The following is a 24,948-nucleotide window of genomic DNA, read 5'->3' as shown; positions in this document are numbered from 1 at the left end:
TTATCTACTCGTTTAATTTGTCAACCACATATTTCATCGAATATTCTTCTAAAGTATCAATAACCGTTAAATTTTTAACGTTATAATTTGGATTCAAACCTTTAAATTTATCTATTAACTCTCTTAATTGGAATGGATTTTCAAAATCACCTTTTGGAAGCAGGGTTATGTTTTGGAAAACGCCATTTCTAAATTGCTTGTCTAATTTAATTATAACATTTGACGGCCGTTTATCAGGATACAATTCATCTAACTTATCATCGGAAAGAAGCAACATTTTATTTGCTAAACGTTTAATGCTATTTACAACATCCACTGAAGAATAGTTATCCAAAAGCCCGTATTCTATTAACTGATTTATTTCATCAACACTTACTTCACCAACTACCAATGATATGGCTACAGCATATGGCAGGCTTTGTTTAAGCTCTTCAAGATTCTTTGGATTGAAGTTATTATGCTCTGCAGCTATTTTATATGTTTTAACAGCCAAGTTTTCAATATGGTCATATTCATCACCTATGCTGGCTTTAAGCTTTAATGCCGTGTCTATTGATGAGTGCAGGTGTCTGCAGAATGGATATTTTTTAAAGTAAATATCTCTTACTCTGACTTTGCCAACGTCTTTTATAACACTTTCAAATGAAAAATTCTCAGAATCATAGTCCGTATTATCAAATACCATTGCTTTTAAAAAACCTTCATCGCCATCAAAGATTGTACTGCTACCTGTGAAACCATTTCGAGCAAGCAATGCAGATAACACACCATTATATGCTGCTTTTCCCGCATGTAACGCCTTGCCCATAGACCCTCCATGGTCTGATTCTAAAAGGCCTGCAGCCTGAGTTCCACATAAACCCAATGCATTCAAAGTTTGATTTTCATCGAGTTTCAATAATTTAGAAGCAACAGCACCAGCAATAAAAGTACCGATAGTGCCAGTTGTATGGAATCCTTTATTCCTATGGTCCGGATTTACAATTTTTCCCAATAATATTCCCACTTCATAACCAACAATAACGGCTTCCAAGAATTCTTTTCCGCTCAAGTCATGACTTTCACTAATTGCTAAAGCTGTTGGAAAAATAATTGCTCCCAAATGGATTTGAGCCCCTCTGTGACCATCATCCAACTCCAATATATGTGCTGCAACACCATTTAAAAAAGCAGCGCTTAACATGTCTGTTTTTTCTTTTGTACCGATAATAGATGCACTTAAATTTAATTTTAGATTTCCTGAAAATATTTCTTCAACAGTGTTGAAAGCTATTTTTGAAGCCTCTTCGCCAGACCCCCTATAAGTCACTCCAAAAAAGTCTAGAAAAGCTGCTTTTACAGTAGAGATTGATTCTACAGTTGCCTGTTCATAGCGATAGTTTGAAATAAATTTAGAAATATTTTGTAAAAACATAAAACACCTATAATTAGTATATGTAAAAAGTAGTATTAAATAGTTAACTTACAAACAAAAACAATTTTTTCAAGGCAATGAAAAAAACACTTAAATGGCCGGAACGCCAGTAGCGACCAACACAATATGTGCCACAATAGCTGCACCATAATAAGTTGCTGCAATGACTAAAACAGTAATGACAATAGCTCTCCAACCTAATACCTTAAATTCATCCCAGCTTTTACCCATACCGATACCAACATAAGCTAAAAATACTGTTACGATTGATAAAAGCTCTATTTTAGAAACATAATAAAGCACAAAATCTGATGTTGGCATTCCAGGAAATGCTATCACAATACCCATTACGCTGATATAAAGAATTGAAGAAATATTGAATGGCAAATACCTTTCCATCCAAACGCCGATAAGAGTAATGACAGACAATATTGCCATACCAACTAAAGAATCTGTCATTGGATGTTTGTAACCTAAATAATTACCGATTACTGTTATGACTGAAAATATAATCAGCAGCAAAATCCAATTGAAAATTCCATGAACGGAAACATTTTCAGATCCATCAATTAAATCAGGCATTATTCATCCTCCTTTTTTTGGACAATCGGTTCTTTTCCTATTTTAGGTTCTAACCAATTATACATTCTTTCAGTCAATGGAATTGCAACGAATATTACAATATATATACCTACACAGAATGAAAGCAAATTGCTGAAACCTGCAAACGCTTCAATCTGAGTTTCCAATCCTGGAAAAGCTGCTAGAGTCGGGCCAATAGCTGCTGCATTCATACTTGCACTGCCCACACCGCTTGCCATAGCATAAGCATATGGGTGCAATGGTATAAATGAGAGTGAAAAAGTAACGAGGAAACTTATAAATATAGTACCTATTACAGTCCCAATAATAAATATCGCAAATACTCCTCTTGATTCCGGAGAGTTAAATCCATATTTATCTACAACAACAGCGACGTTCGGTTCCCTTCCGATAGAATTAGTCATACCGATAGCTTCCTTTTTAAATCCTAAAAGTAATGCAATCGGGAGCACCAAAATAGTGGCTAAGTGACCCAATTCCTGTAAAATCAATGCAGGCCCCATATCAAAAATTAAACCTATTGACTGACCACTGGAAACAGCCAACTTTGCAATTAAAACACCGATAAAAAGCATCATAGCCCCTTCAGCGATACGTGCCTGTTTTCTTTGAATCCATTTAATTGGTTTGGCCAAATAAAATGCTAAACCCAAAATAATAGTATAAATTAACGGCATTATAGTGATGGCAACATCTTTAGTGAGGGGAATCTTTATAGTTCCAATTAACTCTGCAATGATTACTAAAACAAGTACAGTAACATGTAATCTGTAATCTCTCCAAGGATTCTTCTTTAAAATCCTTTTATCTGTTTTTTCACGATAAATATGTTCAACATTATTATCTTTGTTTGGAATAAAAACCCACTCCCCAAAGCATTAAAAATTGTAAAATCTACTTAACAAATATAATATAATTTCTACATATTATATAAATTAATATTATTACTTTTTTGAAAATTTCACATTAAAGGAATAAATTTGAATAAAATTAGATATTAATTTCACAAAATAAGAATAAAAAAAGAATTAATTTATGTTATAAACTCTGCTTAATTTAAAAGATCAAGATGCAATAGATTAAATCATCCCTGTAACAGCCAGTGTTAAATGTGCAATAGTTGCAGAGCCCAGATAAGTTCCGGAGATGACAATCACGGTAACAATAATACCTTTCCAACCAATCTTTTTAAATTCGACCCAATCATTACCTATTGCAATTCCGACATAAGCCAAAAATGCAGTTACAATAGTGATGAGATTAATTTGTGAAACATAATGAATTACAAAATCTGATGTTGGAACACCTGGAATGGCTATAAATATGCCTATCAAACTGATAAAAATAATTGATTGAATATTTCTTGGAACTATCCTTTCAAGAGACATGCCCACAATTGTAATAACTGAAATTATAATCATTCCAATGAAGGAATCGACTATTGAAGAGTGGTAACCTACAAAGTTTCCAATTGCTACAATAACTGAAAAAATTAAAAGTAACGCACCCCACCTTTCAAGTTTACCCCAGGTTAATTCATCTTTAGAAATGTATTTATCATGCTTAACTCCCTGAATATCATACTTATCATCAATAGATTCATCATCACTATCCCCAATATTAGGAGATAACCACCCATATAACTTTTCTGCAAGAGGTATGGAAACAAAAATACACATATAAATACCGAAACAGAATGAAAGAATATTACTGCACCCGGCAAAAGCTTCCAAATCAGTAGCCATTGCTGGAAATGCGTGGGATATTGAAGCCAAGGACGCCGCATTCATACTTGCACTTCCTATACCTGATGCCATTGCAAAGGCATACGGATGAATAGGTAAAACTGAAACACAAATACTTGACAAAAGACTTATAAAAGCAGTTCCAATAATGGATCCAATAACAAAAATAGCCAAAACTCCCCTAGCCTCAGGAGACTTGAAGCCATATTTATCAATGATAATCCCCAAATTGGGTTCACGACAAATAGAACTAGTCATACCAATAACTTCTCTTCTAAAACCTAAAAATAAAGCAACTGGCAAAGCTATAAGAGTTCCCAAATCCCCCAATTGTTGTAAAATCAAAGCAGGACCTACATTAACAACCTCATCAATAGATTGACCACTGGATATTGCCAATTTAGCAATTAAAACCCCAATGAATAATATCATGACTCCCTCAGCCACTTTAGATTGACTACTGCCAACAAATTTAATAGGTTTTGCCAAAAAAAGAGCCAATCCCATAACCAAAGCAAATAACAAAGGCAATAAAACTATTTGGATGGTATCGGTTATTTGAATCTCAATAACACCAATAAACATCGAAACTATAACCAAAAAGAAAACAACAATGTGCACCTTATATTCAACCCAAGGCGGTCTCTTTTTAACCGCCCTATCTGTTTTTTCCCTAAAAGGATGTTGCTGATTAGTTATAAAATCTCCTCCAAGAACTTTTGATAAATTTCTCTTAATTATAATGCATCAAGCATATTAAAAAAACTCTCAAATTTTTCAATAATAATACATCACTCATCCAGTATAAACATATACTAATTAAATGATACTATGAAAAAAGGTATATATAAATACATATTATTTAATTCCCATTATTTCATAAATTAGGAATAAAAACTAGGAAAAAACTAATAAAAAATTCACAAATAGTGAATAAAATTGATTAGGATTACATCCTGCAAAGTGGTTTTGAGAGGTGCCTGCGAGCGGAAACCGGTGTTTCATAAAATTTGCTAGTTTCCAAAAACCTATCAATTTTAACCTGAACTTTTTCATCAGATTCTATTTTATTTCCGCATTTCTTACATTTGAATCCTTTATTTTTACCTGCAGAAGTCATTCTTTTACCACATTTACAAATTGGATTTTTGTATTCAACATCATTCAATTCCAAGATTTGAAATTTTTCAATATTGAATGTATTTTGCTCGCCAATTCCACCAAAGACCCTAATCACATCCCCCGGCCTTAAATGAGAAACTATTTTTCTGAAATTTTTTGTTGGTTCATATGCCCCGCATTCAATCTCTCCTGATTCATCTTTAATGTAGAAAAACATATGCCCCCCATCAATTATGGTAGGTTTATTTTTAACCTCACCAACCACTTCATAACATCCAAACTGTTTCATTGATGCAATATCTGAAGCTTTTTGAATATGCATATCTGTATGCTGGTTGGTTTTGAAAATGCAGTAATCTACAACAGGTTCATTAACTTTAACAATACTTTTGGCAACTTCCAGTGCTTCAACAGTATTTGATCGAATGCCATATAAAACAGGACATGGAGTTTTAGGCTCAATAGCTATATAATCCTCAGAATAATCAATATTTTCAAAAGTATCTGGAAAAGTTTCACTATCCATTAAATAAACCGATTCATAATCAATTTGACGTTTGGTACCATAATTTTCAGCACTTCTATATGTAAGCAATTCAAATGTATAATCACTTAAAGGCAAGCTAATGGCCGCAATGGACCCAATAATTCCCCTTCCTTTCTTGAATTTATGAATCTCACAGCCTACAGATTTTCCAAATTTCTCAGCCTCATCAATTTCAATGAATTCATAAATCGCCCTGAATGCATACTCCCGCATTTCTTCGGTTATTTCACCTTCATAAAATATCACGCCGGGATTTGTGTTGTCACAATCAAACATGGAAAGCTTTTCAACTTCAGACAAGACAATTTTACGAGCCAAATTGGATTTATCATCATTTAAAATCTTTAAACTAACTCCCCCATTTCCACGGGTTTTAAATCTTGCAAATGGGTTAAGGCGAATCAATCTGGGATAATCTGCCAACTCAATCCCATTATCTTTAAATTTATTGATGATTTGGCTTGCCAAATATGTTGTGCACATTCCATCAGGGGAATCCGTATCGTCAATTCCAATATGTAAATACTTAATTATAATCACCTTTAAATTATAACATATATTAGAGTTATAACAATATATAGTTTACAAGAGGAATTAAAATGTTGACTCGAAGCCAATTGCTGCAACAAATTGAAAGTTTACTGAAATCTCAAGGTTATAAAACATCTGATATTTATGACCAAGGATCATTTGATATTGTAGCTCGTAAAAATTTACTTATTTTACTTTTAAAAACATTTCAAAATATAGACAGCATTAACGAAAGCAATGCTCATGAAATGAAGCAATTGGCCAACATATTTCTTGCATCACCAATCATAATCGGTGAAAAATCAAGAAACGGCGTGTTGGAAGAAGGAGTGATTTATGAAAGATATGACATTCCAACAATTGGCTTTGAAACATTGAAAAATATGATTTTATACAACGAATATCCTGAAATCCTTGCAGATAGAGGAGGATACTTCGTTAAAATTGACGGCAATGTTATTAAACAATACCGTGAAGATTATTCCCTTTCACTAAAAGATTTGGCGGACTTGGCCCATGTATCAAGAGCTACCATGTACAAATATGAAAATGAAATTGTTCGTGCAAACACTGAAACCGCAATGATTTTAGAAGAAATTTTGAATACAAAAGTTACGCTCGATATTGATTTGCTAAAACAACCCAAAATCGAAGATATCAAATATAGTGAAGGTGATGACACACTGGATTTATCAAAATTAGGTTATGGAGTTGTCTCAACAAGCAAAAGTCCATTCGATGCTGTCGCAAAAATGAAAAGTTCCGATAAACATTCACCACTGATTGCGAATGTTGAAAAGAACAGGACTGAAAAAACTCTAAAAAGAATGGCAATTCCACTAAAAGATTTGTCCATGGTTACAACATCAGAACCTGTGTTTATCATCAATAACGAAAAGATTAAAGAATCGATTGGAACAATCCCAGTCATTAAATCTTGGGAGTTAAAGGAATTTGAAAATTCAAAAGAATTATTAAAGATGATTAAAGAAAGAAAAGAAAACTAGGTGTGAATATGGAGAATTTAAGTATTGACGGATTAGAAAATTACCCGATAAAATGGGTTTGTAATTATGCTGGCCAAAAGGCCATCGGAATTTGCGGAAAAACACAGAAAATTGCTATGTTCGCATCAGATGAAAGAGTATCTAAAATATTGGACGATATCGTTATTGGTACAGATGAAAATCAGGAAGGCTATGGCTGTGAAGAAAAGGACAGATGCTGTAATTTCAAATGTGAATATTGTGAGATTTCACCAAGACAATACCTTCAGATTACAGGTAAAAAACCATCAAATAAGAACATAAAAGATTTAATCAATGGTCTGAAGGATTTAAACGAATCAATGGAAAATGAAAAATTGGTTCCTTTTGAAGAATATGAAGTAGTGAAATTCTAATATTCATTTAAAAGAGTGAAATCCTCACGGGCTTCCTCAACCTTAGCAACCCCTATTGAAACAGCGTCAATATAATCAATATTTTTTAAAAATGCAAAAGCTTCTTTTGGCTTTAAAACACCTGCCGCCAAAATCCTTGTAGCTATAATTTTTTTATTTAAATTTAAGACTCTATCAACAAATTCCTGTCTTTGGGAAGCGTTAAACGCATTAATATCCATCATATAAGAAATAGAATTAAATGGAATCATATAAACATCAAATAAATCCATATCCAAATTATCTGGAAGCAAATCTGTTGTTTTTGATGGAAATGCAGTTACAATACCTGAAAGTGCGCCGGCATCATTAATTTCAGACAATATTTTTGAAGTTAACTTCCAATCATAAGCGTCAACTATAAACTCATCCACCAACATTAAAGGGCAGTCATAGCTTGAAAATAGCTCAATATCCTCATCCCAATCAACTTCTTTTGCAACTTCATAATTAGGATTCAGATAATCAACATCAGACTTGCCTATAGTTGCAATTACCTTCATCTCACATCCCGCATCGGCTGCAAGATTATATGCTTCAAGCAAATTGGGATTATTTACCAAGTTAATGGCCCTAACACCCTGACTGTAAGCTTCTTGGATAACCTCACAAGCGTTTTGAGGATTGTTATATAAATCATCAAGGTACAGTCTTGATCTATGGCCATAGTAAAGTTCGGCCATGAACGGACCATAACCCAAAATTGTCTGGGGAACTGATTTTTCTTTAACTTCAAAACTGTCTGAAAAAATGTTATCACCTATTCTTTTTCAACGACAACCGCAGTTCCATAAACAAGAATCTCCTGCATCACATCAGAGATTTCATTTGAGTCAAACCTAATTGCGACAATTCCGTTAGCGCCTAACTCTTTTGCATGCTGGATTGCTCTGTGTAATGCTTCTTCTCTGGATTCTTCCATCATCTTGACATACTGTGTGATTTCTCCACCGAATAAAGATTTAATGCCAGCACCAATCTGTCCTCCAGCACCTCTGCTTCTTACAGTTAAACCATAAATAAATCCTTTAGTTTCAACAATTTTGAATCCTGGAATATCGTTTGCTGTTGAAATAGCAAATTCTTCAACTGATACCATGTCTAATCACCTCATTTTAAATTAACAAATTAATTTGTTAATTAATATTTGGATTACTAATTAAAATAGTTATTGTAATGCAATTTATTGAAATTATAAATATAATAAAAAACATAATTTTAACTAATATTTATTATTAAATATTCTTTTAAAAAAAACAATTTTATGGTGAAAATATGAAAGTATTAATTGCTGATGCTATTAATGAGAAGGGTATTGAAAATTTAAAGGAAGTTGCTGAAGTTGTTGTTGACACAAGCATTACTCCTGAAGAATTAGCTAATACCATACACGAATACGATGGAATCGTAGTGCGCAGTAGAACAAAGCTTACTGCCGATATTATTAAAAAAGCAGAAAATATGAAAATCATTGCAAGAGCAGGTGTTGGAGTAGACAACATCGACTTAGATGCTGCAACTGAAAAAGGTATTATGGTAGTTAACTCACCTGAATCCACTTCCATTACTGTAGCAGAACACACAATGGGATTATTACTTACTCTTGCTCGCAAATTATCTATTGCTGACAAATCCGTTAAAGAAGGAAAATGGGAAAAGAAAAAATTCATGGGAGTTGAACTCAGAAACAAAACTCTCGGTGTAATTGGAATGGGAAGAATTGGTTCCCAAGTAGTTAACAGGTGTAAAGCTTTTGAAATGGATGCAATGGCCTATGACCCATACTTGCCGGAAGAAGTTGCAAAACAGATGGGTGTGGAATTGACCGATTTAGAAACTGTTCTTAAAAACTCTGACTTCATTACAATTCATGTTCCTCTTACTCCTGAAACCAAACACTTAATCTCTACTGAACAATTCGAAATCATGAAGGATACAGCATTCATCACCAACTGTGCACGTGGAGGAATAATCGACGAAGAAGCTTTATACGATGCTTTAGCAAATGATAAAATTGGTGGGGCTGCACTAGATGTTTATGAAGAAGAACCACCTGCAGAAGATTCAAAATTATTTGAACTTGATAATATTGTATTAACTCCTCACATTGCTGCTTCAACTAAAGAAGCTCAAAGGGATGCAGCTATTATTGTGGCTGATGAAATTGTTGATTTATTCAAAGGCGGAACTCCAAAAAATGTTTTAAACATGCCACGTATTGATCATAAAACCTACCAAGAGGTATCTCCATACTTAGACTTATGTGAAAAATTAGGCAGTTTCATTTCTCAGGCCGTCAATGGCAAAATTAAAGAAATCGAAATTGTTTACAGCGGGGAATTAGCTGAAATTGATAATTTGGAAATATTAACTAGAACCGTGATTCAAGGTGCTGTGAATCCATTCTTAAGTTCCCCTGTAAATGCAGTTAATGCAGCTCTTGTTGCTAAAGACAGAGGCATAAGCATTACTGAAGGAAGAAAAGACAATGCAAAAGGATATGACTCTTTAATCAAAGTTATTGCTAAAAGTGCTGATGACATATTTTCTGCTGAAGGAACAATATTGCACGAAGCAAGAATTTTAAAAGTAAATGATTACTGGGTTGATGTTATCCCTGAAGGACATATGTTTATTGCAAAATATGAAGATATTCCTGGAAGTATCGGTAAAATCGGTACAAAATTAGGAGAACATAACGTAAACATTGGAATTATGCAAGTTGGAAGAGATGAAAAAGGCGGAAGAGCCATCATGATTTTAACTTTAGATAAAGAAATTCCAAAAGACGTTATTAAAGAAATCCAATCTTTAGATAATGTTTATGAAGCTATTGGACTTGAATTATAAAAAAACAATTTTCACCATATTGTTTTTATTTTTTCCTTCTTTTTTCTTTTTTTAAAGATACTATCTGATTTTTGCAAAAATTGTTAAAAAAAAAGCTATTTTTTAAATTCCCTTGAAATCCTTTTTATAGTGCCATCAGGATTTATTTCGATTGTTAATGTCGGATTATTCTTTTTTAATTGATTTTCTTCATATTCCCGATAATGGTCCACAAATGTGTCTCCAGTTTTAAAAAATTCATCATCCGCCTCATCAAGAAGTCCCGGCTTAAATTCATCAGTATCTTTAAGCACATCATCTTCATCAAAGAATTCATCAGAATAATCCTCAATTAAATGGCTATAATCCCCAAGGGTATAATCTTGAGGTTCACCGTATCGGTCATATGCTTTAAATGTCTCTAAAGAATATGGAAGACATACAATCATGTGGAAATATCCGTTTTTAGAAAATGTCTTTAAATCCGGACCGGAAGGGCATGCACTTGGGCCGGGATGTGAATGCACAGACCCCCAATACTTGGTAGTGACCGGAATCATATCTGTGTGAACAACAGCACCAGTTTCACAAGTTTCACCAGGGACAAATATCAAACCAGTAATATAAAGCACTTTATCGATTATCTCACCATCAAAAAAAGCTAAAAACTCATTAGGATAAGCTTTCTTAGAATAATAAATTACAGAATCTAGAACTTCCCTGTCTACCCTCACTTCTTTAAACTCTTCATCGTCATTGCTGAAAATTTTTGAAAAAAATCCCATTAAATCACCAAATTAAATTTTCAAAAAATTCCTCATTGAATATTGGAACATCCCAATCTACATAAACATAAGACCTATATGAAACTTGATTTTTATTTTCCTTTTTATTTAATCCTTCAACTTTTTTGTTTTTCCTATATACTGCAATTCCTCTTTTTTTATAAGTTTCGACATCGTTTAAATTAATGCCATTGCGATATAATAATTCATGAATTTCACTAGAATTGAGACCATTTATTTTATCGTTAGCTTCATTATTTGAATACTTTGATTTTAGGAAGGAAATACCATGTGATGCAATACAATTTTTCCAGGACTCATCTTGTCTCCACCTGAAATATTTCAATACATCTTCATCGGATATCGGAATAATCCTAGAATCAAATGAAGGAGGTTTTTTAAAGTCAACACCGTAATTAATAACAAACGAACTTGCAGCAAAACTAGCCGTTACCGAATTGATTTTTTCAATACGTCCATCAAAAGGAATTTTATCCATTAGCAAGCTTATTTCATCTGAAAATGTGTAAACTAAAATTGGAGAGAATTCTTTAAATAAATCTTCACATACATTTGCCATAACCTTATAAAAATTATCGTCATAAGGTTTTTGCAATTTTAAATCTTTAGCCAGTTTATGAAAACTTCTGCCATCTAGCCTAACAATTATTTTAGAGTTTCTTGGAACTTTTAAAGAGGAATAAACTTCAAATTCTTTCATTACATTCCCACACTAATGGTTTCATTAAAACTCTTAAGTAATCTTATTGCTGAAAGTGCAGCCAACATACTAGTTTTTGGATTTGCTGAACAAGGATAGTTCATAGTGGTTGTTTTAAACTCCCCAAAGTCCCCTTTGGCAGTTATTTCATGGACATTTCTATCAACTTTCGGATCTACAATAATTTTAACATCAATGTCCCTTTGACAAGCAATACTAATAGTTGCAGCAACATTAATGTTTAATGGAAACTCTTTGACCGCTTCAGAGGCTTTTCCTTCAAATAATACTTCTTCTTTATCAATATCCTTACCAAGAGATTTAGGTGATTTGCGAGTAACAAGTTTTATTTCTTTTAAACCAAATTTAGCAACCGCTTTGATTCCATCCAAACCAACGATAGCTCCGGAAGGAAGGTGAACTTTAGCATTATTTTCTTTAGCTATCTTTTCAACATTCTGATAAAATTCATAATCCATGAATGCACCAATGCTCATTACAATCATGTCACGACCTTCACTTAATACCCGAGGCGCAAAATATCTGGCGGAATCCGGTGAAGCGCATTCTAGAACAAGGTCAACATTTTTAAGCATTTCTTCAAAATCAAGAACTGCTATGCCTCCTGCAAAAGAAGCCAAATTTTCTGCCCTTTCAATATCCTTATCAAAAAAGTATGCGATGTCAATGCCATTATTTTCAGGAACAATGCTTGTAGTAATAATATTAGCAATGGCTCCGCAGCCTATAATACCTACTTTCATAAAAATCACATTAAATAATTAAACAGAATAAATAAAAAAAGAATTTTTGAAAGATTATCTATAATCTTTCAGCATCAAATTGGACTTGAGTTTCGTTTTGTGGTTGAGTTTCAGGTTGTTTTGGAGCTACTTCAGGGATAGGAGGTTCTGGGTTGATTTTTTTCATATCCCTAGGATTAATTAACATAATGTCTCCAATAGCTTGAACTTTATCAAAGTCCACAGTTAACAAATCATTTTGGAAAGACCTCATTTCATTTTCTTCAGGAACTTCGCCACGAATACTGCCTAAAAATGAATTAACAAATCCAGCTGGTTTTCTTTCTTGTTCAATAGCTCTAACTTGTAATTTTGAGATTGTTCCTAATCTAATATTGAGAATAACATCTTCGACACGACCAACATAATGTCCTGTATTTGTATAAATATCTAAACTACGTAATTTTGAAACTTCTACCATGTTTACACCACAAGTAATAATAATTAAAATATGTATAAATTTATTTTATTGTTAATATAAATAGTTTATGTTTTTTAAAGTAAAAAATCGCCTTTTATAGAAAAAATAAGAAAAAATTTATTAAATATATCGAATTAAACTATAATTTAGAATACAAGGAGACTTTAAATTGTGGGATACAACTAAAGATTATAGGATTTTAGTAGCAAGCAAAGCAAGAGAAAATTATCTAAATCTCATTCCAACAGCTTCATTTAGGGGAAGCTGGAATAAAAAACAAGCTGTTGAATTAGGAAAGCAAATGAATAGTGATTTTCAATCATTGATATATTCTTACCTTGAAGGAGATGAATTAGTAAACTCTCCAGATGTTAAAGCCTTAAAAGAAAAAGCTGAAAAGATTATTGAATGTTTAGGAGGACCAGATTGGAATAAAAAATTCTTGAGCAATGCTCCAAAAGAAGATCGTGAAAAAACACAGGAAAACATTGCCAAAGTGAGATTTTTCTTAGATACAATAATCGGTTTGAAAGACAGATTAGCATTAGGTCCAATTAACGATCCCATTATGGGAGTTGACATTAAAGTTGGTGAAGTAATGAGTGTAACCAGCCATCCTAAAAATGATAAACTCTCAATTTGTAATGTGAATTTGGGAAAGAGAGCCATTACAGTTGTTACCAATGATTTAAATGTTAAAGATGAAAATAAAGTTGGAGTGTCCTTGCTTCCACCGCAATCATTTAGTGATATTGTCAGTGAAGGAATGTTTCTCGGAATGGACGGAAGTATCCTCAAAGAGGTTGACGGTGAACTTGGCGCCATGCCAAAAGGAATACCAATGGAATCTTTAAATGAAACACGTAACCTTGTTGAAAACTATTTAAAATAAGTTTAATTACTTATCTCTTTTTTTATTATTTATTCCATTTTATAAAATTGATTTAAACCCATGACGAATTAATTCCAATCTTAATAGACATTAAATTGAAAAAGTTTTAGTTTTACCACCCACTCATCTTAAATTCAACCCAATCAATTTTGTTTTAGTCATCTCATTTACGGCATATTTTATCCCTTCTTTTCCAACTCCACTATTTTTAAAGCCACCAAACGGCATATTATCTGTTCTGAAAGTAGATTGCTTGTTAACAAATACTGTTCCGGCTTCAATTTCTTGGGCACATCTCATTGCAGATGCATAATCTGATGTAAACACTCCTGCCTGAAGGCCATACTCCGTATCATTAGCCACTCCAATAGCTTCATCTAATGAATTAACATGGATTATCGGTGCAACAGGGCCGAATGTTTCACTTACAACCAAATCCATATCAGATGTGACATTGTCAATAACTGTAGCTTCATAGAACGCCCCATTACGGTTACCTCCAGTCAATATTTTAGCACCAGAGTTTACAGCATTATTAATTGTTTCTTCGACTTGAATTGCTGCTTTTTCACTAATTAGTGTTCCAAGAGTAGTTTCTTTATCCAAAGGATTGCCCATAATAAGTTTTTCAGTTTCCTTAACTAACTTTTCGGTAAATTCGCCGACAATTTCATCTTCAACAATGATTCTTTTAACACCCATACACACCTGCCCCGCATTTAGGAATGCTCCATTGATGACTCCTTTTACAGCTTTATCGATATCGGCATCCTTTAGGACAATTAACGGATCATTACCTCCAAGCTCCAGAGTAACCTTTTTCATTCCGGCCTTTTGGGATATCATCAAACCTGTGGTAACACTACCTGTGAATGAAATTTTATCAATATTAGGTGATTCAACCAAATAATTTCCAACTTCCGAGCCATAACCTGTCACCGTGTTTACGACACCATCCGGAAACTCTTCGTTTAAAATTTCAGCAAATTTCATTACTGCTAGAGGCGCTTCTGTTGGTGGCTTTATAATTACAGTGTTTTTGCATGCAATTGCAGGTGCGATTTTGTGAATTGTTAAATTAAGCGGATAGTTAAAAGGAGTGATTGCCGCAACAACACCTAAAGGGACTCTTTGTGTGAATGCGAAAAATCCTTTTCCGTTCAAACCTGCATCTAAAGGAACGCTTTCACCATAGATTCTTTTTGCCTCTTCAGCTGCAAGTTTTAATGTTTCAATTGATCTGTCAAGTTCCACTAAAGATTCATTAATTGGTTTTCCCACTTCTTTTGTAAGCAATTCGGCAAAATCCTCACGATTGTCTTTTAGTTTTTCACACACACCATATAATTTATTTGAAACCTTAAAAGCAGACATCTCCTGCAGAGATTCCTTTGCTTTATTTGCTTCAGTAATTGCCAAATCTGCAGTTTGCCTGTGAGCAATCGGAACAGTATCAATAACTTCACCATCATATGGATTTTTAACCTCTTCAAAATCATCACTAGTAATGTGTTTTCCGCCAATTAACATATCCATTTTATCACCTTAATTATGATTTAAATTTTAAAAATAAATAAATATATTGTCCTATTAATTTATCACCATAATTTTCTCGAAAGTGAGAGGTGCATTTCAAGTGTAACTTACATAAATACTTGATTTTTTTAAATAAAAATAAATATTTTTGTTTTATTATTATTTGACCATTATTCTTTAATAAATGAAATTTTAAACTACTATTTAGTGAAATAAGAATATTGATTTTTTAAAAATGAAAATATGGAAAATTTTTTGAGTTACTCGCTAATGAATCTGTTACAATAATTGATATAAAATGAATTAAATGAAAAAATAAGTTTCAAACAATCAGTTTATAGAAAACTGAAGTTAATTAACATAGCCATATAAAAATAAGACATCCATATTACTGATTTTATTTGATTTGAGATTTTTAAAAAACAACACCATCATAATTTAGTTTGAAGAATAGACTCAATAAATTATAATATCTGAATAATATCCATGAAAATATGATTTAATATGTTAATTGAGGTTAATTTAAAAAAATAACTAAAATTAAATAAAAAATAAAAATTTTAGACAAAATCAAAAGATTATTAGAAAAAAATTTTTTTCAAGAAAAAACTTAAAAACTATCTAAAATAACGCCAGAGATTATTCAACTGACTGTTAAACTCATTAACCTCCTTTGATTCAATTTGACCACTTAAATCAGAAATATAATTGTTATACATGTAAATCACCAATAAGACCACAACCATTATTCCGCCAAAAAGCAGAATGAATTCCGCTGATGTTTGACCTTTATTATCCATTAAAATCCCACCATAAATAATGATCCTCCAAAGGTTGAAATCACATAGAATATTCCAAAGGATGCCGTTGCGAGAGGCAGTGAAAATTTTATTCCTTTTTTAAACTCGCCGTACATGATTAAACTAATTATAAATGAAACAAGGACTGAATGAATTATCAAATAAATTTCACCCGCAACAGGTGCCGTCAAAATAATATCAGATTCCATCCCATAGCTTTGCATGAAACTTGAATAAACGCTAACCATAGCAATTGCAAAAGGTGTTGCAACAATTGCTGAAATCAGAAGAAACATAACCGACATCATAACAGATGATTTTCGCTCTCTTTTTAAAGCAAGCAAATCACGCAAATCATCTGAGACATCTTCCAATACACCAGATATGCCAGATCCACTTTTTCTTCCATCTAAAATAATACTAAAAACACGTTCCAGTTCCCTTGATTTTAAACGTTTGCTCATAGCCCTCCATGAATCATCAAAATTGCGGCCCATACGGATTTCTATAATTGCTCTTCTCATTTCATCATACATCGGCCCCTCCCCATACTGGGACATGTCTTCCATTGCATTTTCGAAGCTCAAACCTACTTGAAGCATCGACGATAGCTGTCTTAGGAAATCCGGTGACGTCTTTTCAATTTCTTGGACTCTCCGCTCTTGTTGAACAACAACATATGTGAAAAGTCCGGGGATTGTGAAAAACGGCAAAATTAATAGTGATACGGGCAAGTTCAGAAGCGTTAATGTGAATGTTAAAGCAATTTCACTGGCTAAAATGAAAATTATAATCATCGCCAAAACCCTGCTTGCTTCTGTAAAAATAGCTCCACTAAGCAAAAATTCCTGTAACTTTGATAAATACTTTTCAGGAATAATATTGTCTAAAAATAATGCTAAATCATTTATTATTTTAAATTTCATGAAATAACATTGGATTTTAAAGAATATAAAGTGTTTGTTGTTTTTAAAATCAATTTTACAAAGAAACAGAATTGATATAATTTTAGGAAAAATATTGTTGAATGATAAAGAAAAAATTATTTATCATCATTATCTTTGGAGCATTTCATTCTAACAATAATAAAGAAAGATTACGCCTACAATACCTCATGTAAGGAAATTTTTCCAATCCGTCAGATACAATTTTAAACCATCTGCAATTTTCATTTTTACACACCAATTATATCGCTATGAAATTTATCCCCCCATATAATCTTATTGCCTAATTTAATAAAAAAATAAGGTCTAACTATTTAATAGAATTCTAAAATTCCTCTTAGATTAATTAAACGACTTCAACAATATTTATATAAGATAATCAATAAAAATTAGAATGACTCGTTAAATGGAGTTAATTTATTTTAAAAAAAGGTGTATAATATGGAAATTATGGAAATCATAAGTGATGCTTTAGTATATCCGATTAATAATATTAAAGCATTAATAATATATGTTGTTTTAGGTATCATTGCTGGTATTGCCGTCGGAGGCACAGTTGTTGGAGTGGCAACAGGCACTTCTATGAATAACGGTGCATTAGCTGGAGGACTTGGAATTATTGGAGTTCTCATATCAGTCATCATTTTCTTGTTAATCGCAGGATATGAATTAGACATTGTAAAATTCGGAATTAAAAGGGACCCTGGTGCTCCAGGTATTGACATTGTAAGACAAGTTTCAAATGCTATCAAATTGATTATTGTAGATATCGTTTACTACATTATCCCAATAATTCTCGCTGCAATAATCGGATTCCTTATCGGTAATGGACTTATACCTTCAATTGTCATCATACTTATTACAATTGTATTTTCAATAGCTGCATTTATGGCAAGATGCAGATTAGCTAAAACCGATGATTTAGGTGAAGCTTTAGCTATCGGGGAAGCTATTGGAGACATATCCAGAGTAGGTATCTTAAAAATTATTTTATTAGCAGTTTTAGTGTTCATTATTGCATTTATTATATTGCTCATTATTGGAGCAATTACAAACTGGAATTCCATCATTGGTGGAATTTTAATGGGTATCTTCTTTGTTTATATGGCATTTTTCACAAACAGAGCAATAGGTTTATTATACTCTGACGTATAAATAAACCACCTTTTTTCTTTTTTTTAATTGAAACTTATTTTAAAAATAGTTTCAGATACTCAACGGCAAATCACCAATTACAGTTCCTCTTTTTGAAATTTCAACAGTGTCTTCCAACCGGACTCCGAATTCACCTTCCAAATATATTCCTGGCTCCACTGTCATTATCATACCTTTTTCAATTACTGTTTCATCTTTAATGGAGAATCCTGGGTTTTCATGAATATCAAGACCCAAACTATGTCCTGTTGAGTGAATGAATTTATCGCCGTATCCGCATTCAGAAATGATATCCCGTGCAACTTTATCAATTTCACAACATTTCATTCCAGGTTTTATTGCCTTGATAGCCTTATCATGTGATTCAGCCACAATATCCCATATCTCATGCTGATATTCTGTGTAGACTATTGTACGAGTATTATCAGAACAATATCCTTCAAAAATAGCTCCCCAATCAATTAAAATAGGTTGTTCCAATTTTTTAGCCATTGGAATTGCATGAGGAAGACTTGAATTTGCACCGCTTGTTAAAATAGTATCAAAAGATTCCTTATCCGCGCCGTTTTCAATCATCAATCGCACAAGATCAAATGCCATGGCCTTTTCACTATCATTATTGTTTAAGATATCCAACTCCAAGAATGATTTTTGGGCAATTTCAGTTGCCTTTTTGATTTTTTCAATTTCAGATGGTGTCTTAATCATTCTTTGTTTTCCGATGTATGCCTTTGATTCAACAGAAAAATCATCCCTGAACTTTTCATATGTACCATAAGCAAGGCTAGGTTCAATAGCTAATCTTGCAATCCCTTCATCTTTAAGCTCACCAATCATCACTTCCATTGACTCATATTCCCTAACCTCAATAAAAGAGTTATTACTGGCCACTTCCATATCCATCTTTGAAGCATAAATTATTGGATTTTCTTTAATTACGCAAAAAGCAAAACTGGTTGGCTTGTAACCTGAAATATATTTAACATTATTAAATTCCGTGAGCAGATAACCTTGAATATTATCCTTTTGCATATCTTTCAAAATATTATCTAAATGTAAGTCCATATTTAATATTAGAAAAAACTTTATATATAAAATTAGATATTTTAAAACTATGTTTAAGTTTACAAGTAGTGAAATAAGAGATTTAATTATAGCATTTGTCGTGATTTCACTCTGTTTTGGAATTGCAAACACCCATCGAGATGTTAATGCATTGCTTAACCTGCTTCCATTTATTATGGTTGGCGTAGGGTTAGGTTTTATCCTACATGAATTGGGACATAAATTTGTATCCATGAAATACGGTTACTGGGCTGAATTCAAATTATGGCCACAAGGATTGTTATTTGCACTTGTTACATCCTTTTTCGGATTTGTATTTGCGGCTCCAGGTGCAGTTTACACATATGCAAATTATATGACAGATGAAATTAATGGTAAAATATCTATTGCAGGGCCGATTGTCAATATAGTTCTGGCATTAGCATTTATAGCAGTAGCAATATTAGTTTACAGCTCTGCATTTACATCACAAATATCTTTAATAATATTCATAGTCTGTTCAATGGGTTTTTCAATCAACAGTTTCCTGGCATTGTTTAACTTATTGCCTATTGGAAACCTAGACGGATCTAAAGTATTAAGATGGAATGCTGGAATTTGGGTTATTACAATAGCTATTGCGGGCATAATGACATTATTAAATATGACAATAGGCGTTGAAAACGTAGTTAGATTAATAATGGGATTATAGAAAATGAGTGAAGAAATTAAATATTTTAAAGGAACACACAGAGTAATAGCTCCAAGTGAAACTATTGAAATCAATCAAGAAAAGTTAAAGACCGCAGGGATAACCCGTATTGCAGACATCACTGATTTGGATAGAGTTGGCCTTCCGATTTACACTGCAATTAGACCAACAGCTGAAAAAGGTGCAGTAAGTATCTATGGGGGCAAAGGAATCTCAAAAGACCATGCAAAGGCGTCTGCAATGATGGAGGGTTTTGAGAGATATTCCGCCGAGAGAAAGGATTATGATAAAACCGTTACTGCAACTTTATCTGAAATTGAAGAACTTGGAGAATATATTGATCCTAAATCCTTGAATTTACCTAAAGAATTTGAAAAAAAAGATATTGACGATTTGAATTTGGAATGGAGCAAATCCAAGGACATAATTTCTGGTAAGGAATATTACATTCCAACAAATGCAATTTTCCACCCCTACACTCATGAAAATAATATTAACAGTTTATTTAAATCAAATACCAATGGACTTGCTTCCGGAAATATCCTGGAAGAAGCCATCCTACATGGAATGTTTGAAGTAATTGAAAGGGATGCATGGAGTATTTTTGAGCTAACCCATAAAAATTATGCTCAAATTGACTTGGACAGCATCGAAAGTGAAATCATTAATGATGCCGTTGACAAATTCGAAAGTGAAGGCATTAAAATTAAATTAATGGATTTTACTGCAGATATTAAAATCCCAACAATAGCCGCTTCTGCAGATGATACCGTTACAAAAGATGCGGGACTTTTGACATTGGGCATGGGAACACACCTGGACCCGGAAGTTGCAATTTTAAGAGCGCTTACCGAAGTGGCACAAAGTAGGGCAACACAAATCAACGGAGCCCGTGAAGATACCGTAAGGGCGGATTTTTCACGTGAAGCAGGCTATGAAAGAATGAAAAGAATCAATAAATATTACTTTAAACAAGAAGAAGACCAAATTAAATTATCGGATATTGAAAATAAGAGCACTTCTTCCATTACAAAAGACATTGAAATCGTTAAGAATGAATTAATTGCTAATGATATAAAAAAGATATTATATGTTGATTTGACAAGGCCAGAACTTGATGTGAGTGTTGTGCGCGTTGTTATTCCAGAAATGGAAGTTTACACAATTGATCCGTCAAGAGCAGGTTATAGATTCCTAAAAGTCTGATTAGTATGGTTAAAATTATAGTTTATGCAGGATTATCAATTCCTTTTGATGAAGCTCGTGAAATTCTAGATTCAAGTGATGATATTGAAGTAATCTATAAAAGGCCCATTAAAAGAGGAGATTTAAATTTAGCTTTAAAAGAGCATCCTGACATTATTGTGATAATTGATGGAGTATTTCACCAGAACTCCGCAGTAGGACACAAGGAAATACTTTCCGTAATCAATTCAGGAGTAAAAGTATTTGGAGCTTCAAGTATGGGGGCTTTAAGAGCATCCGAACTTGATACACTCGGCATGATGGGTATAGGTTATGTTTATAATCAGTATGCAAGCGGTGAAGTTGACTCGGATGACGACGTTGCGGTAATGCTTGACAGTGAAACATTAGAAGCCCTTTCAGAGCCTTTAATTAATATGAAATATGTCTTTACAAATGCAGTTAGTGAAAACATTATAACCGAAAGTGAAAAGGACGAACTGTTAAGCATTGCTAAAAAAACTTATTATCCAAAAAGGAATTATTCTCAGACTTTAAGCAAATCCAGTCTGGATGATGATAAAAAAGACAAATTGATTGATTTCATCCGGCAATCCCCGGATATTAAAAAAGAAGATGCTCGAGAGTTACTTGAACATGTTAAAAATATGATAAAATGAATTTAGATGAAAAAATTGAGATTGTAAAAGAAATTTTAAAAGATAAAAAAGTGGCTGTTGGATTTTCCGGGGGTGCAGATTCCACATTAATAGCATATTTATCCTCCAAAGTAAGTTCAGATACGCTAGCTATCACTATTGACAACCATCTAATGCCAACTGATTTTATTAAGCATACACAAGAAGCAGCAAACCTGTTTAAAATAAAACATGAGATAATTGATATAAACTTTTATGCTGATGCTGATTTTTTAGATAATGCTCCGGACAGATGTTACACCTGCCGAAACCTAATGTATTCACAAATTGAAGCTAAAGCACACGAAAAGGGTTTTGACTTCATATGTGACGGGAACAACATCAGCGATTTAGTTTCAGACCGTCCGGGAATTTTAATTACATATGCAAAAGAATTTGAAACACCATTGATTGAAGCTAAGCTAACTTCAAAAGAAATCCATGAATACTTAAATAAGAACAGCATCCCCTATTCAAGATCAACAACCTGCCTTGCAACAAGAATACCGACCAATACAAAAATCACCAAAGAAAAAATTGAAAGGATTAGCTACTGTGAAGATTATATCTTAAATAATACAAAATGTGAAATTGTCAAAGTTAGGGATTTTGGAAATGCATATGTATGTGAAGTAGATGATGTTAGTGAATTGACAAAGGACGATAAATTTAAACAGATTAACAATGAATTAAAAGATAAAGGTTTTAATGAACTATCTTTAAATCAAACATCAATTGATGATAATGAAGAGATAACCATCAACTATAATGAAGGTTCATTTAGATACCAACTTCCATTCACGATAAACATTGAAGATACAAGAAAATTCGTTTTAGAAACTGAAGATGAAAATGAAAATGAGATTATAACAGAAAATATTTGCATAAAAAAAAGTGGATTGATTGAAGGTAATAATTTCGAAAGTTATGGAAATTCATTATACGCCTTTATGGAAATACTACCTAAAATCAGAAGAAATATCTAAAATGTTAGTTTTTCATTTCTTTATATTTTTTTAAAACCATGTCTGGAGTTTCAATGCTTTGGTCAAAAGTTAAAGAAAACTCTTTTGATTCAAAATCATCGGGAACGTTTTTAAGTCCACTTAATGAAAAATGATTGCCTTCAATTTTAAACCCGACGCCATCCGCATCGACACTGCACAGATTTACTTCAATTTCGGAAGCATCATCCAAGGTCTGATTAGCTTTGACCTCATATTTTAAATTTAATATTTTGTGAGGCATTATTTCATTAATAGTCCTTTTAATGACTGAATCAAAAAGCTCTAAAAATTTTTTAGCAGGCGGCAGATTATTAGCCCACCAATATGTAATTACCGAGTTAAGAATAATTTCGTGTTCAGCAAAATCATCGTATAATCTTGCACGAACACTGACAACGCTATCACTAACTTTAATTACCAAAACTGGACTAACAGCCATTATATCACAATTATTCGACTAATGCTTTAATTAAATCACTAGCTCTTACAAGACCCACTAAATCTCCTTCAACACCAATTACAGGAATTTGTTCAATGTTTAAGGATTTCATTTTTTTAGCACAGTCAGTAACTTTGGTTTTTGAGTTAGCCACTTCAACATTGCCTATTGCAACATCCGCAACAACTTTGTCAGTGAATTTTAAATGATTTTTCTCAATGTATAATACAGAAGTACTGTCCCAAGACCATTTGTCTCCTTCAGTACCGACAGTGGAACTGTGTTCACTTCTCTCAGAGATAATTTCAATTTCAGAAATAAAATCGGTTTCAGTTAAAATACCTGATAATTTAGCATCATCATCTAAAGCCAATACTGATTTTAAGCCAAATTGATTCATTGTTTCAAAAGCAACATTTAATGGAGCTTTTTCCCAAGTTGTTGGAACTGTAGTAATCATATAATTTTCTACAGCATCATCAACAGTGATTTTGGTTAATGCTTTAGATACTAAATCAAATGAAGTTATAATTCCCACTAATTCACCATCATCATTAATAACCGGGACTCTCCTTACATCATTTTCTATCATTACACGAGCCACATCAGTTACATCATCATCAGGACTGATAGTAACTAAATTTCTGGTCATTAACATCGCAATTTGTTCTTCATCAGGATTATTAATTAAATCTGAACGTGTAATAACACCCACCAATATATCAGTGTCTTCTTTTACTACTGGAAGTACTGCTACATTTTCTTTTCTCATTAGGTCTAAAACTTTTTCCCTGTTTCCAGGAACGGAAACACTTACAACATTTTTAGACATGGTTCTTTTGACTAACATAAAAACACCTATATAATAATTAATATGAAACAAAGGCAGCAATCTAATGCACTACAAGTACTGCGCATTTAGCAGAGTTAACGACTTTATCTGCTACACTACCCATAATAAATCGATCAAAGCCAGATTTACCTGAACTTCCCATAACAATCAAATCAACATTTTCTTCATTTGCCACTTCCAAAATGACTTTTGCAGGAGAACCTTCTCTAATTACATGGGTGATACTTACATCACATTCATTTAATTCATCAAATTCTTTAAGGTTTTCCTCAGATCTTTCATTTAAAATTTGATTTAACTGATAAATTTCATCATCTAATGGAATTCCATTAATGAAATTATTTTCAGTGACGCTTACGGCAACAATTTCCGCACCAGAAATATTGGCTAGAAACAATGCATGCTTTTGCGCCTTTTTAGCAAATTCTGACCCGTCTGTAGGGACCAATATTTTTTTATACATGATTTAAATCCCCTTTATAATACCTAGATAAGCATCTATAATATTATACATTAACTATTTTATTAATGGTATATAATATATTTTTCGATTCACACCTATTTATTATATTTAAATAAGGATTTTTAGAAAAAGAATTTAACACAATAAATTCGGCATCATTGCCGACATCAATTGTAGATTTTCCAACAACATCATTGATTTTATTGTAACAAACATTTGTTGTTGCCATTTTCAATAAGTCTTTTGGATTAATATAAT

General features: G+C 32.7%; 27 protein-coding genes and 1 pseudogene. 9 read left to right on the top strand and 19 right to left on the bottom strand.

Annotated elements, in window-relative coordinates; all coding sequences use genetic code 11:
- Window positions 1-4: 4 nt before the first annotated feature.
- The 5 genes from IJI93_RS06490 to IJI93_RS06470 form a co-directional block, all read right to left on the bottom strand.
- On the bottom strand, window positions 5-1,414 hold the full coding sequence (locus IJI93_RS06490) for an MmgE/PrpD family protein (RefSeq protein ID WP_292821389.1): 1,410 nt from the start codon (window positions 1,412-1,414) through the stop codon (window positions 5-7).
- 90 nt (window positions 1,415-1,504) lie between these two features.
- Window positions 1,505-1,996, bottom strand: a complete 492-nt coding sequence (locus IJI93_RS06485; RefSeq protein ID WP_292821387.1) for a hypothetical protein — start codon at window positions 1,994-1,996, stop codon at window positions 1,505-1,507.
- Complete coding sequence (locus tag IJI93_RS06480) at window positions 1,996-2,874, bottom strand: DUF3100 domain-containing protein (RefSeq protein WP_366513287.1); 879 nt, start codon at window positions 2,872-2,874, stop codon at window positions 1,996-1,998. The genes IJI93_RS06485 and IJI93_RS06480 overlap by 1 nt, the downstream gene beginning before the upstream one ends.
- Before the next feature lie 222 nt (window positions 2,875-3,096).
- Window positions 3,097-4,347: a DUF3100 domain-containing protein gene (locus IJI93_RS06475; RefSeq protein ID WP_292821385.1), complete on the bottom strand. Its 1,251-nt coding sequence runs from the start codon at window positions 4,345-4,347 to the stop codon at window positions 3,097-3,099.
- Between the two features lie 364 nt (window positions 4,348-4,711).
- Complete coding sequence (locus tag IJI93_RS06470) at window positions 4,712-5,971, bottom strand: tRNA(Ile)(2)-agmatinylcytidine synthase (protein WP_292821383.1); 1,260 nt, start codon at window positions 5,969-5,971, stop codon at window positions 4,712-4,714.
- Window positions 5,972-6,030: 59 nt separating this feature from the next.
- Here IJI93_RS06470 and IJI93_RS06465 point away from each other — a divergent pair, with 59 nt between their 5' ends.
- Both IJI93_RS06465 and IJI93_RS06460 read left to right on the top strand, forming a co-directional pair.
- Entirely contained in the window at window positions 6,031-6,969 is a 939-nt protein-coding gene (locus tag IJI93_RS06465; RefSeq protein WP_292821381.1) for a transcriptional regulator, read from the top strand.
- 8 nt (window positions 6,970-6,977) lie between these two features.
- Window positions 6,978-7,364, top strand: a complete 387-nt coding sequence (locus IJI93_RS06460; protein WP_292821379.1) for a hypothetical protein — start codon at window positions 6,978-6,980, stop codon at window positions 7,362-7,364.
- On the opposite strand, the gene IJI93_RS06455 is transcribed toward IJI93_RS06460, so the two are convergent.
- Both IJI93_RS06455 and IJI93_RS06450 read right to left on the bottom strand, forming a co-directional pair.
- Window positions 7,361-8,086, bottom strand: coding sequence for a hypothetical protein (locus IJI93_RS06455; protein ID WP_292821377.1), 726 nt, complete (start codon window positions 8,084-8,086; stop codon window positions 7,361-7,363). The genes IJI93_RS06460 and IJI93_RS06455 overlap by 4 nt on opposite strands.
- A 77-nt stretch (window positions 8,087-8,163) precedes the next feature.
- Window positions 8,164-8,502 carry a heavy metal-binding domain-containing protein gene (locus IJI93_RS06450; RefSeq protein ID WP_292821375.1) on the bottom strand — a complete coding sequence of 113 codons (339 nt, stop codon included), beginning with the start codon at window positions 8,500-8,502 and terminating at the stop codon, window positions 8,164-8,166.
- A gap of 176 nt (window positions 8,503-8,678) precedes the next feature.
- Here IJI93_RS06450 and serA point away from each other — a divergent pair, with 176 nt between their 5' ends.
- Complete coding sequence (gene serA / locus IJI93_RS06445; protein ID WP_292821373.1) at window positions 8,679-10,253, top strand: phosphoglycerate dehydrogenase; 1,575 nt, start codon at window positions 8,679-8,681, stop codon at window positions 10,251-10,253.
- A 95-nt stretch (window positions 10,254-10,348) separates the two neighbouring features.
- Here serA and IJI93_RS06440 read toward each other — a convergent pair whose 3' ends face one another.
- From IJI93_RS06440 to IJI93_RS06425, 4 genes are read right to left on the bottom strand one after another with little or no spacing between them, the layout of a single operon-like run.
- Complete coding sequence (locus IJI93_RS06440; RefSeq protein ID WP_292821371.1) at window positions 10,349-11,017, bottom strand: Mov34/MPN/PAD-1 family protein; 669 nt, start codon at window positions 11,015-11,017, stop codon at window positions 10,349-10,351.
- A gap of 4 nt (window positions 11,018-11,021) precedes the next feature.
- On the bottom strand, window positions 11,022-11,738 hold the full coding sequence (locus tag IJI93_RS06435; RefSeq protein WP_292821369.1) for a tRNA(His) guanylyltransferase Thg1 family protein: 717 nt from the start codon (window positions 11,736-11,738) through the stop codon (window positions 11,022-11,024).
- Window positions 11,738-12,502 (bottom strand): aspartate dehydrogenase, encoded by a 765-nt coding sequence (locus IJI93_RS06430; protein ID WP_292821367.1) that lies wholly within the window; start codon window positions 12,500-12,502, stop codon window positions 11,738-11,740. The genes IJI93_RS06435 and IJI93_RS06430 overlap by 1 nt, the downstream gene beginning before the upstream one ends.
- Window positions 12,503-12,560: 58 nt before the next feature.
- Window positions 12,561-12,962: a PRC-barrel domain-containing protein gene (locus IJI93_RS06425; RefSeq protein ID WP_292821365.1), complete on the bottom strand. Its 402-nt coding sequence runs from the start codon at window positions 12,960-12,962 to the stop codon at window positions 12,561-12,563.
- A 169-nt stretch (window positions 12,963-13,131) separates the two neighbouring features.
- On the opposite strand from IJI93_RS06425, the gene IJI93_RS06420 reads away from it, so the two are divergent.
- A complete protein-coding gene (locus IJI93_RS06420) occupies window positions 13,132-13,854 on the top strand; it encodes a tRNA-binding protein (protein ID WP_292821363.1) in 723 nt (240 codons plus the stop codon).
- A 123-nt stretch (window positions 13,855-13,977) separates the two neighbouring features.
- Here the strand turns inward: IJI93_RS06420 and IJI93_RS06415 are convergent, their stop codons facing one another.
- The 3 genes from IJI93_RS06415 to IJI93_RS06405 all read right to left on the bottom strand — a co-directional run bounded on the left by IJI93_RS06415 (window position 13,978) and on the right by IJI93_RS06405 (window position 17,116).
- Window positions 13,978-15,390, bottom strand: a complete 1,413-nt coding sequence (locus IJI93_RS06415; RefSeq protein ID WP_292821361.1) for a lactaldehyde dehydrogenase — start codon at window positions 15,388-15,390, stop codon at window positions 13,978-13,980.
- A 617-nt stretch (window positions 15,391-16,007) separates the two neighbouring features.
- Window positions 16,008-16,190, bottom strand: coding sequence for a class III signal peptide-containing protein (locus tag IJI93_RS06410; protein ID WP_292821359.1), 183 nt, complete (start codon window positions 16,188-16,190; stop codon window positions 16,008-16,010).
- Complete coding sequence (locus IJI93_RS06405) at window positions 16,190-17,116, bottom strand: type II secretion system F family protein (RefSeq protein WP_292821357.1); 927 nt, start codon at window positions 17,114-17,116, stop codon at window positions 16,190-16,192. The genes IJI93_RS06410 and IJI93_RS06405 overlap by 1 nt, the downstream gene beginning before the upstream one ends.
- Before the next feature lie 459 nt (window positions 17,117-17,575).
- Here IJI93_RS06405 and IJI93_RS06400 point away from each other — a divergent pair, with 459 nt between their 5' ends.
- Window positions 17,576-18,289: a DUF4013 domain-containing protein gene (locus tag IJI93_RS06400; protein ID WP_292821355.1), complete on the top strand. Its 714-nt coding sequence runs from the start codon at window positions 17,576-17,578 to the stop codon at window positions 18,287-18,289.
- A gap of 51 nt (window positions 18,290-18,340) precedes the next feature.
- Here the strand turns inward: IJI93_RS06400 and IJI93_RS06395 are convergent, their stop codons facing one another.
- Window positions 18,341-19,354, bottom strand: coding sequence for a M24 family metallopeptidase (locus tag IJI93_RS06395; protein ID WP_292821352.1), 1,014 nt, complete (start codon window positions 19,352-19,354; stop codon window positions 18,341-18,343).
- 49 nt (window positions 19,355-19,403) lie between these two features.
- Here IJI93_RS06395 and IJI93_RS06390 point away from each other — a divergent pair, with 49 nt between their 5' ends.
- Genes IJI93_RS06390 through IJI93_RS06375 form a run of 4 tightly spaced genes read left to right on the top strand, consistent with a single transcriptional unit; the run spans window position 19,404 to window position 22,914 of the window.
- Window positions 19,404-20,045, top strand: coding sequence for a site-2 protease family protein (locus IJI93_RS06390; protein ID WP_292821350.1), 642 nt, complete (start codon window positions 19,404-19,406; stop codon window positions 20,043-20,045).
- Window positions 20,046-20,048: 3 nt separating this feature from the next.
- Window positions 20,049-21,251 carry a YcaO-related McrA-glycine thioamidation protein gene (locus tag IJI93_RS06385; protein ID WP_292821348.1) on the top strand — a complete coding sequence of 401 codons (1,203 nt, stop codon included), beginning with the start codon at window positions 20,049-20,051 and terminating at the stop codon, window positions 21,249-21,251.
- A 5-nt stretch (window positions 21,252-21,256) separates the two neighbouring features.
- Window positions 21,257-21,910 carry a TfuA-related McrA-glycine thioamidation protein gene (locus IJI93_RS06380; RefSeq protein ID WP_292821346.1) on the top strand — a complete coding sequence of 218 codons (654 nt, stop codon included), beginning with the start codon at window positions 21,257-21,259 and terminating at the stop codon, window positions 21,908-21,910.
- Window positions 21,907-22,914 carry an ATP-binding protein gene (locus IJI93_RS06375; protein ID WP_292821344.1) on the top strand — a complete coding sequence of 336 codons (1,008 nt, stop codon included), beginning with the start codon at window positions 21,907-21,909 and terminating at the stop codon, window positions 22,912-22,914. The genes IJI93_RS06380 and IJI93_RS06375 overlap by 4 nt, the downstream gene beginning before the upstream one ends.
- 4 nt (window positions 22,915-22,918) lie before the next feature.
- On the opposite strand, the gene IJI93_RS06370 is transcribed toward IJI93_RS06375, so the two are convergent.
- From IJI93_RS06370 to IJI93_RS06355, 4 genes and pseudogenes are all read right to left on the bottom strand, one after another.
- A complete protein-coding gene (locus tag IJI93_RS06370; RefSeq protein WP_292821342.1) occupies window positions 22,919-23,374 on the bottom strand; it encodes a hypothetical protein in 456 nt (151 codons plus the stop codon).
- 10 nt (window positions 23,375-23,384) lie between these two features.
- A complete protein-coding gene (locus IJI93_RS06365; RefSeq protein ID WP_292821340.1) occupies window positions 23,385-24,224 on the bottom strand; it encodes a CBS domain-containing protein in 840 nt (279 codons plus the stop codon).
- A 43-nt stretch (window positions 24,225-24,267) separates the two neighbouring features.
- Window positions 24,268-24,690, bottom strand: coding sequence for a universal stress protein (locus tag IJI93_RS06360; RefSeq protein ID WP_292821339.1), 423 nt, complete (start codon window positions 24,688-24,690; stop codon window positions 24,268-24,270).
- A 43-nt stretch (window positions 24,691-24,733) separates the two neighbouring features.
- Window positions 24,734-24,948, bottom strand: a pseudogene (locus IJI93_RS06355) (chlorohydrolase); the annotation flags it as partial.

It is taken from the genome of Methanobrevibacter sp., assembly GCF_017431965.1.
Taxonomy (GTDB): Archaea; Methanobacteriota; Methanobacteria; order Methanobacteriales; family Methanobacteriaceae; genus Methanocatella.
Note: the sequence above shows the minus strand (reverse complement) of the source record. Positions and strands in the feature narration are given on the sequence as shown.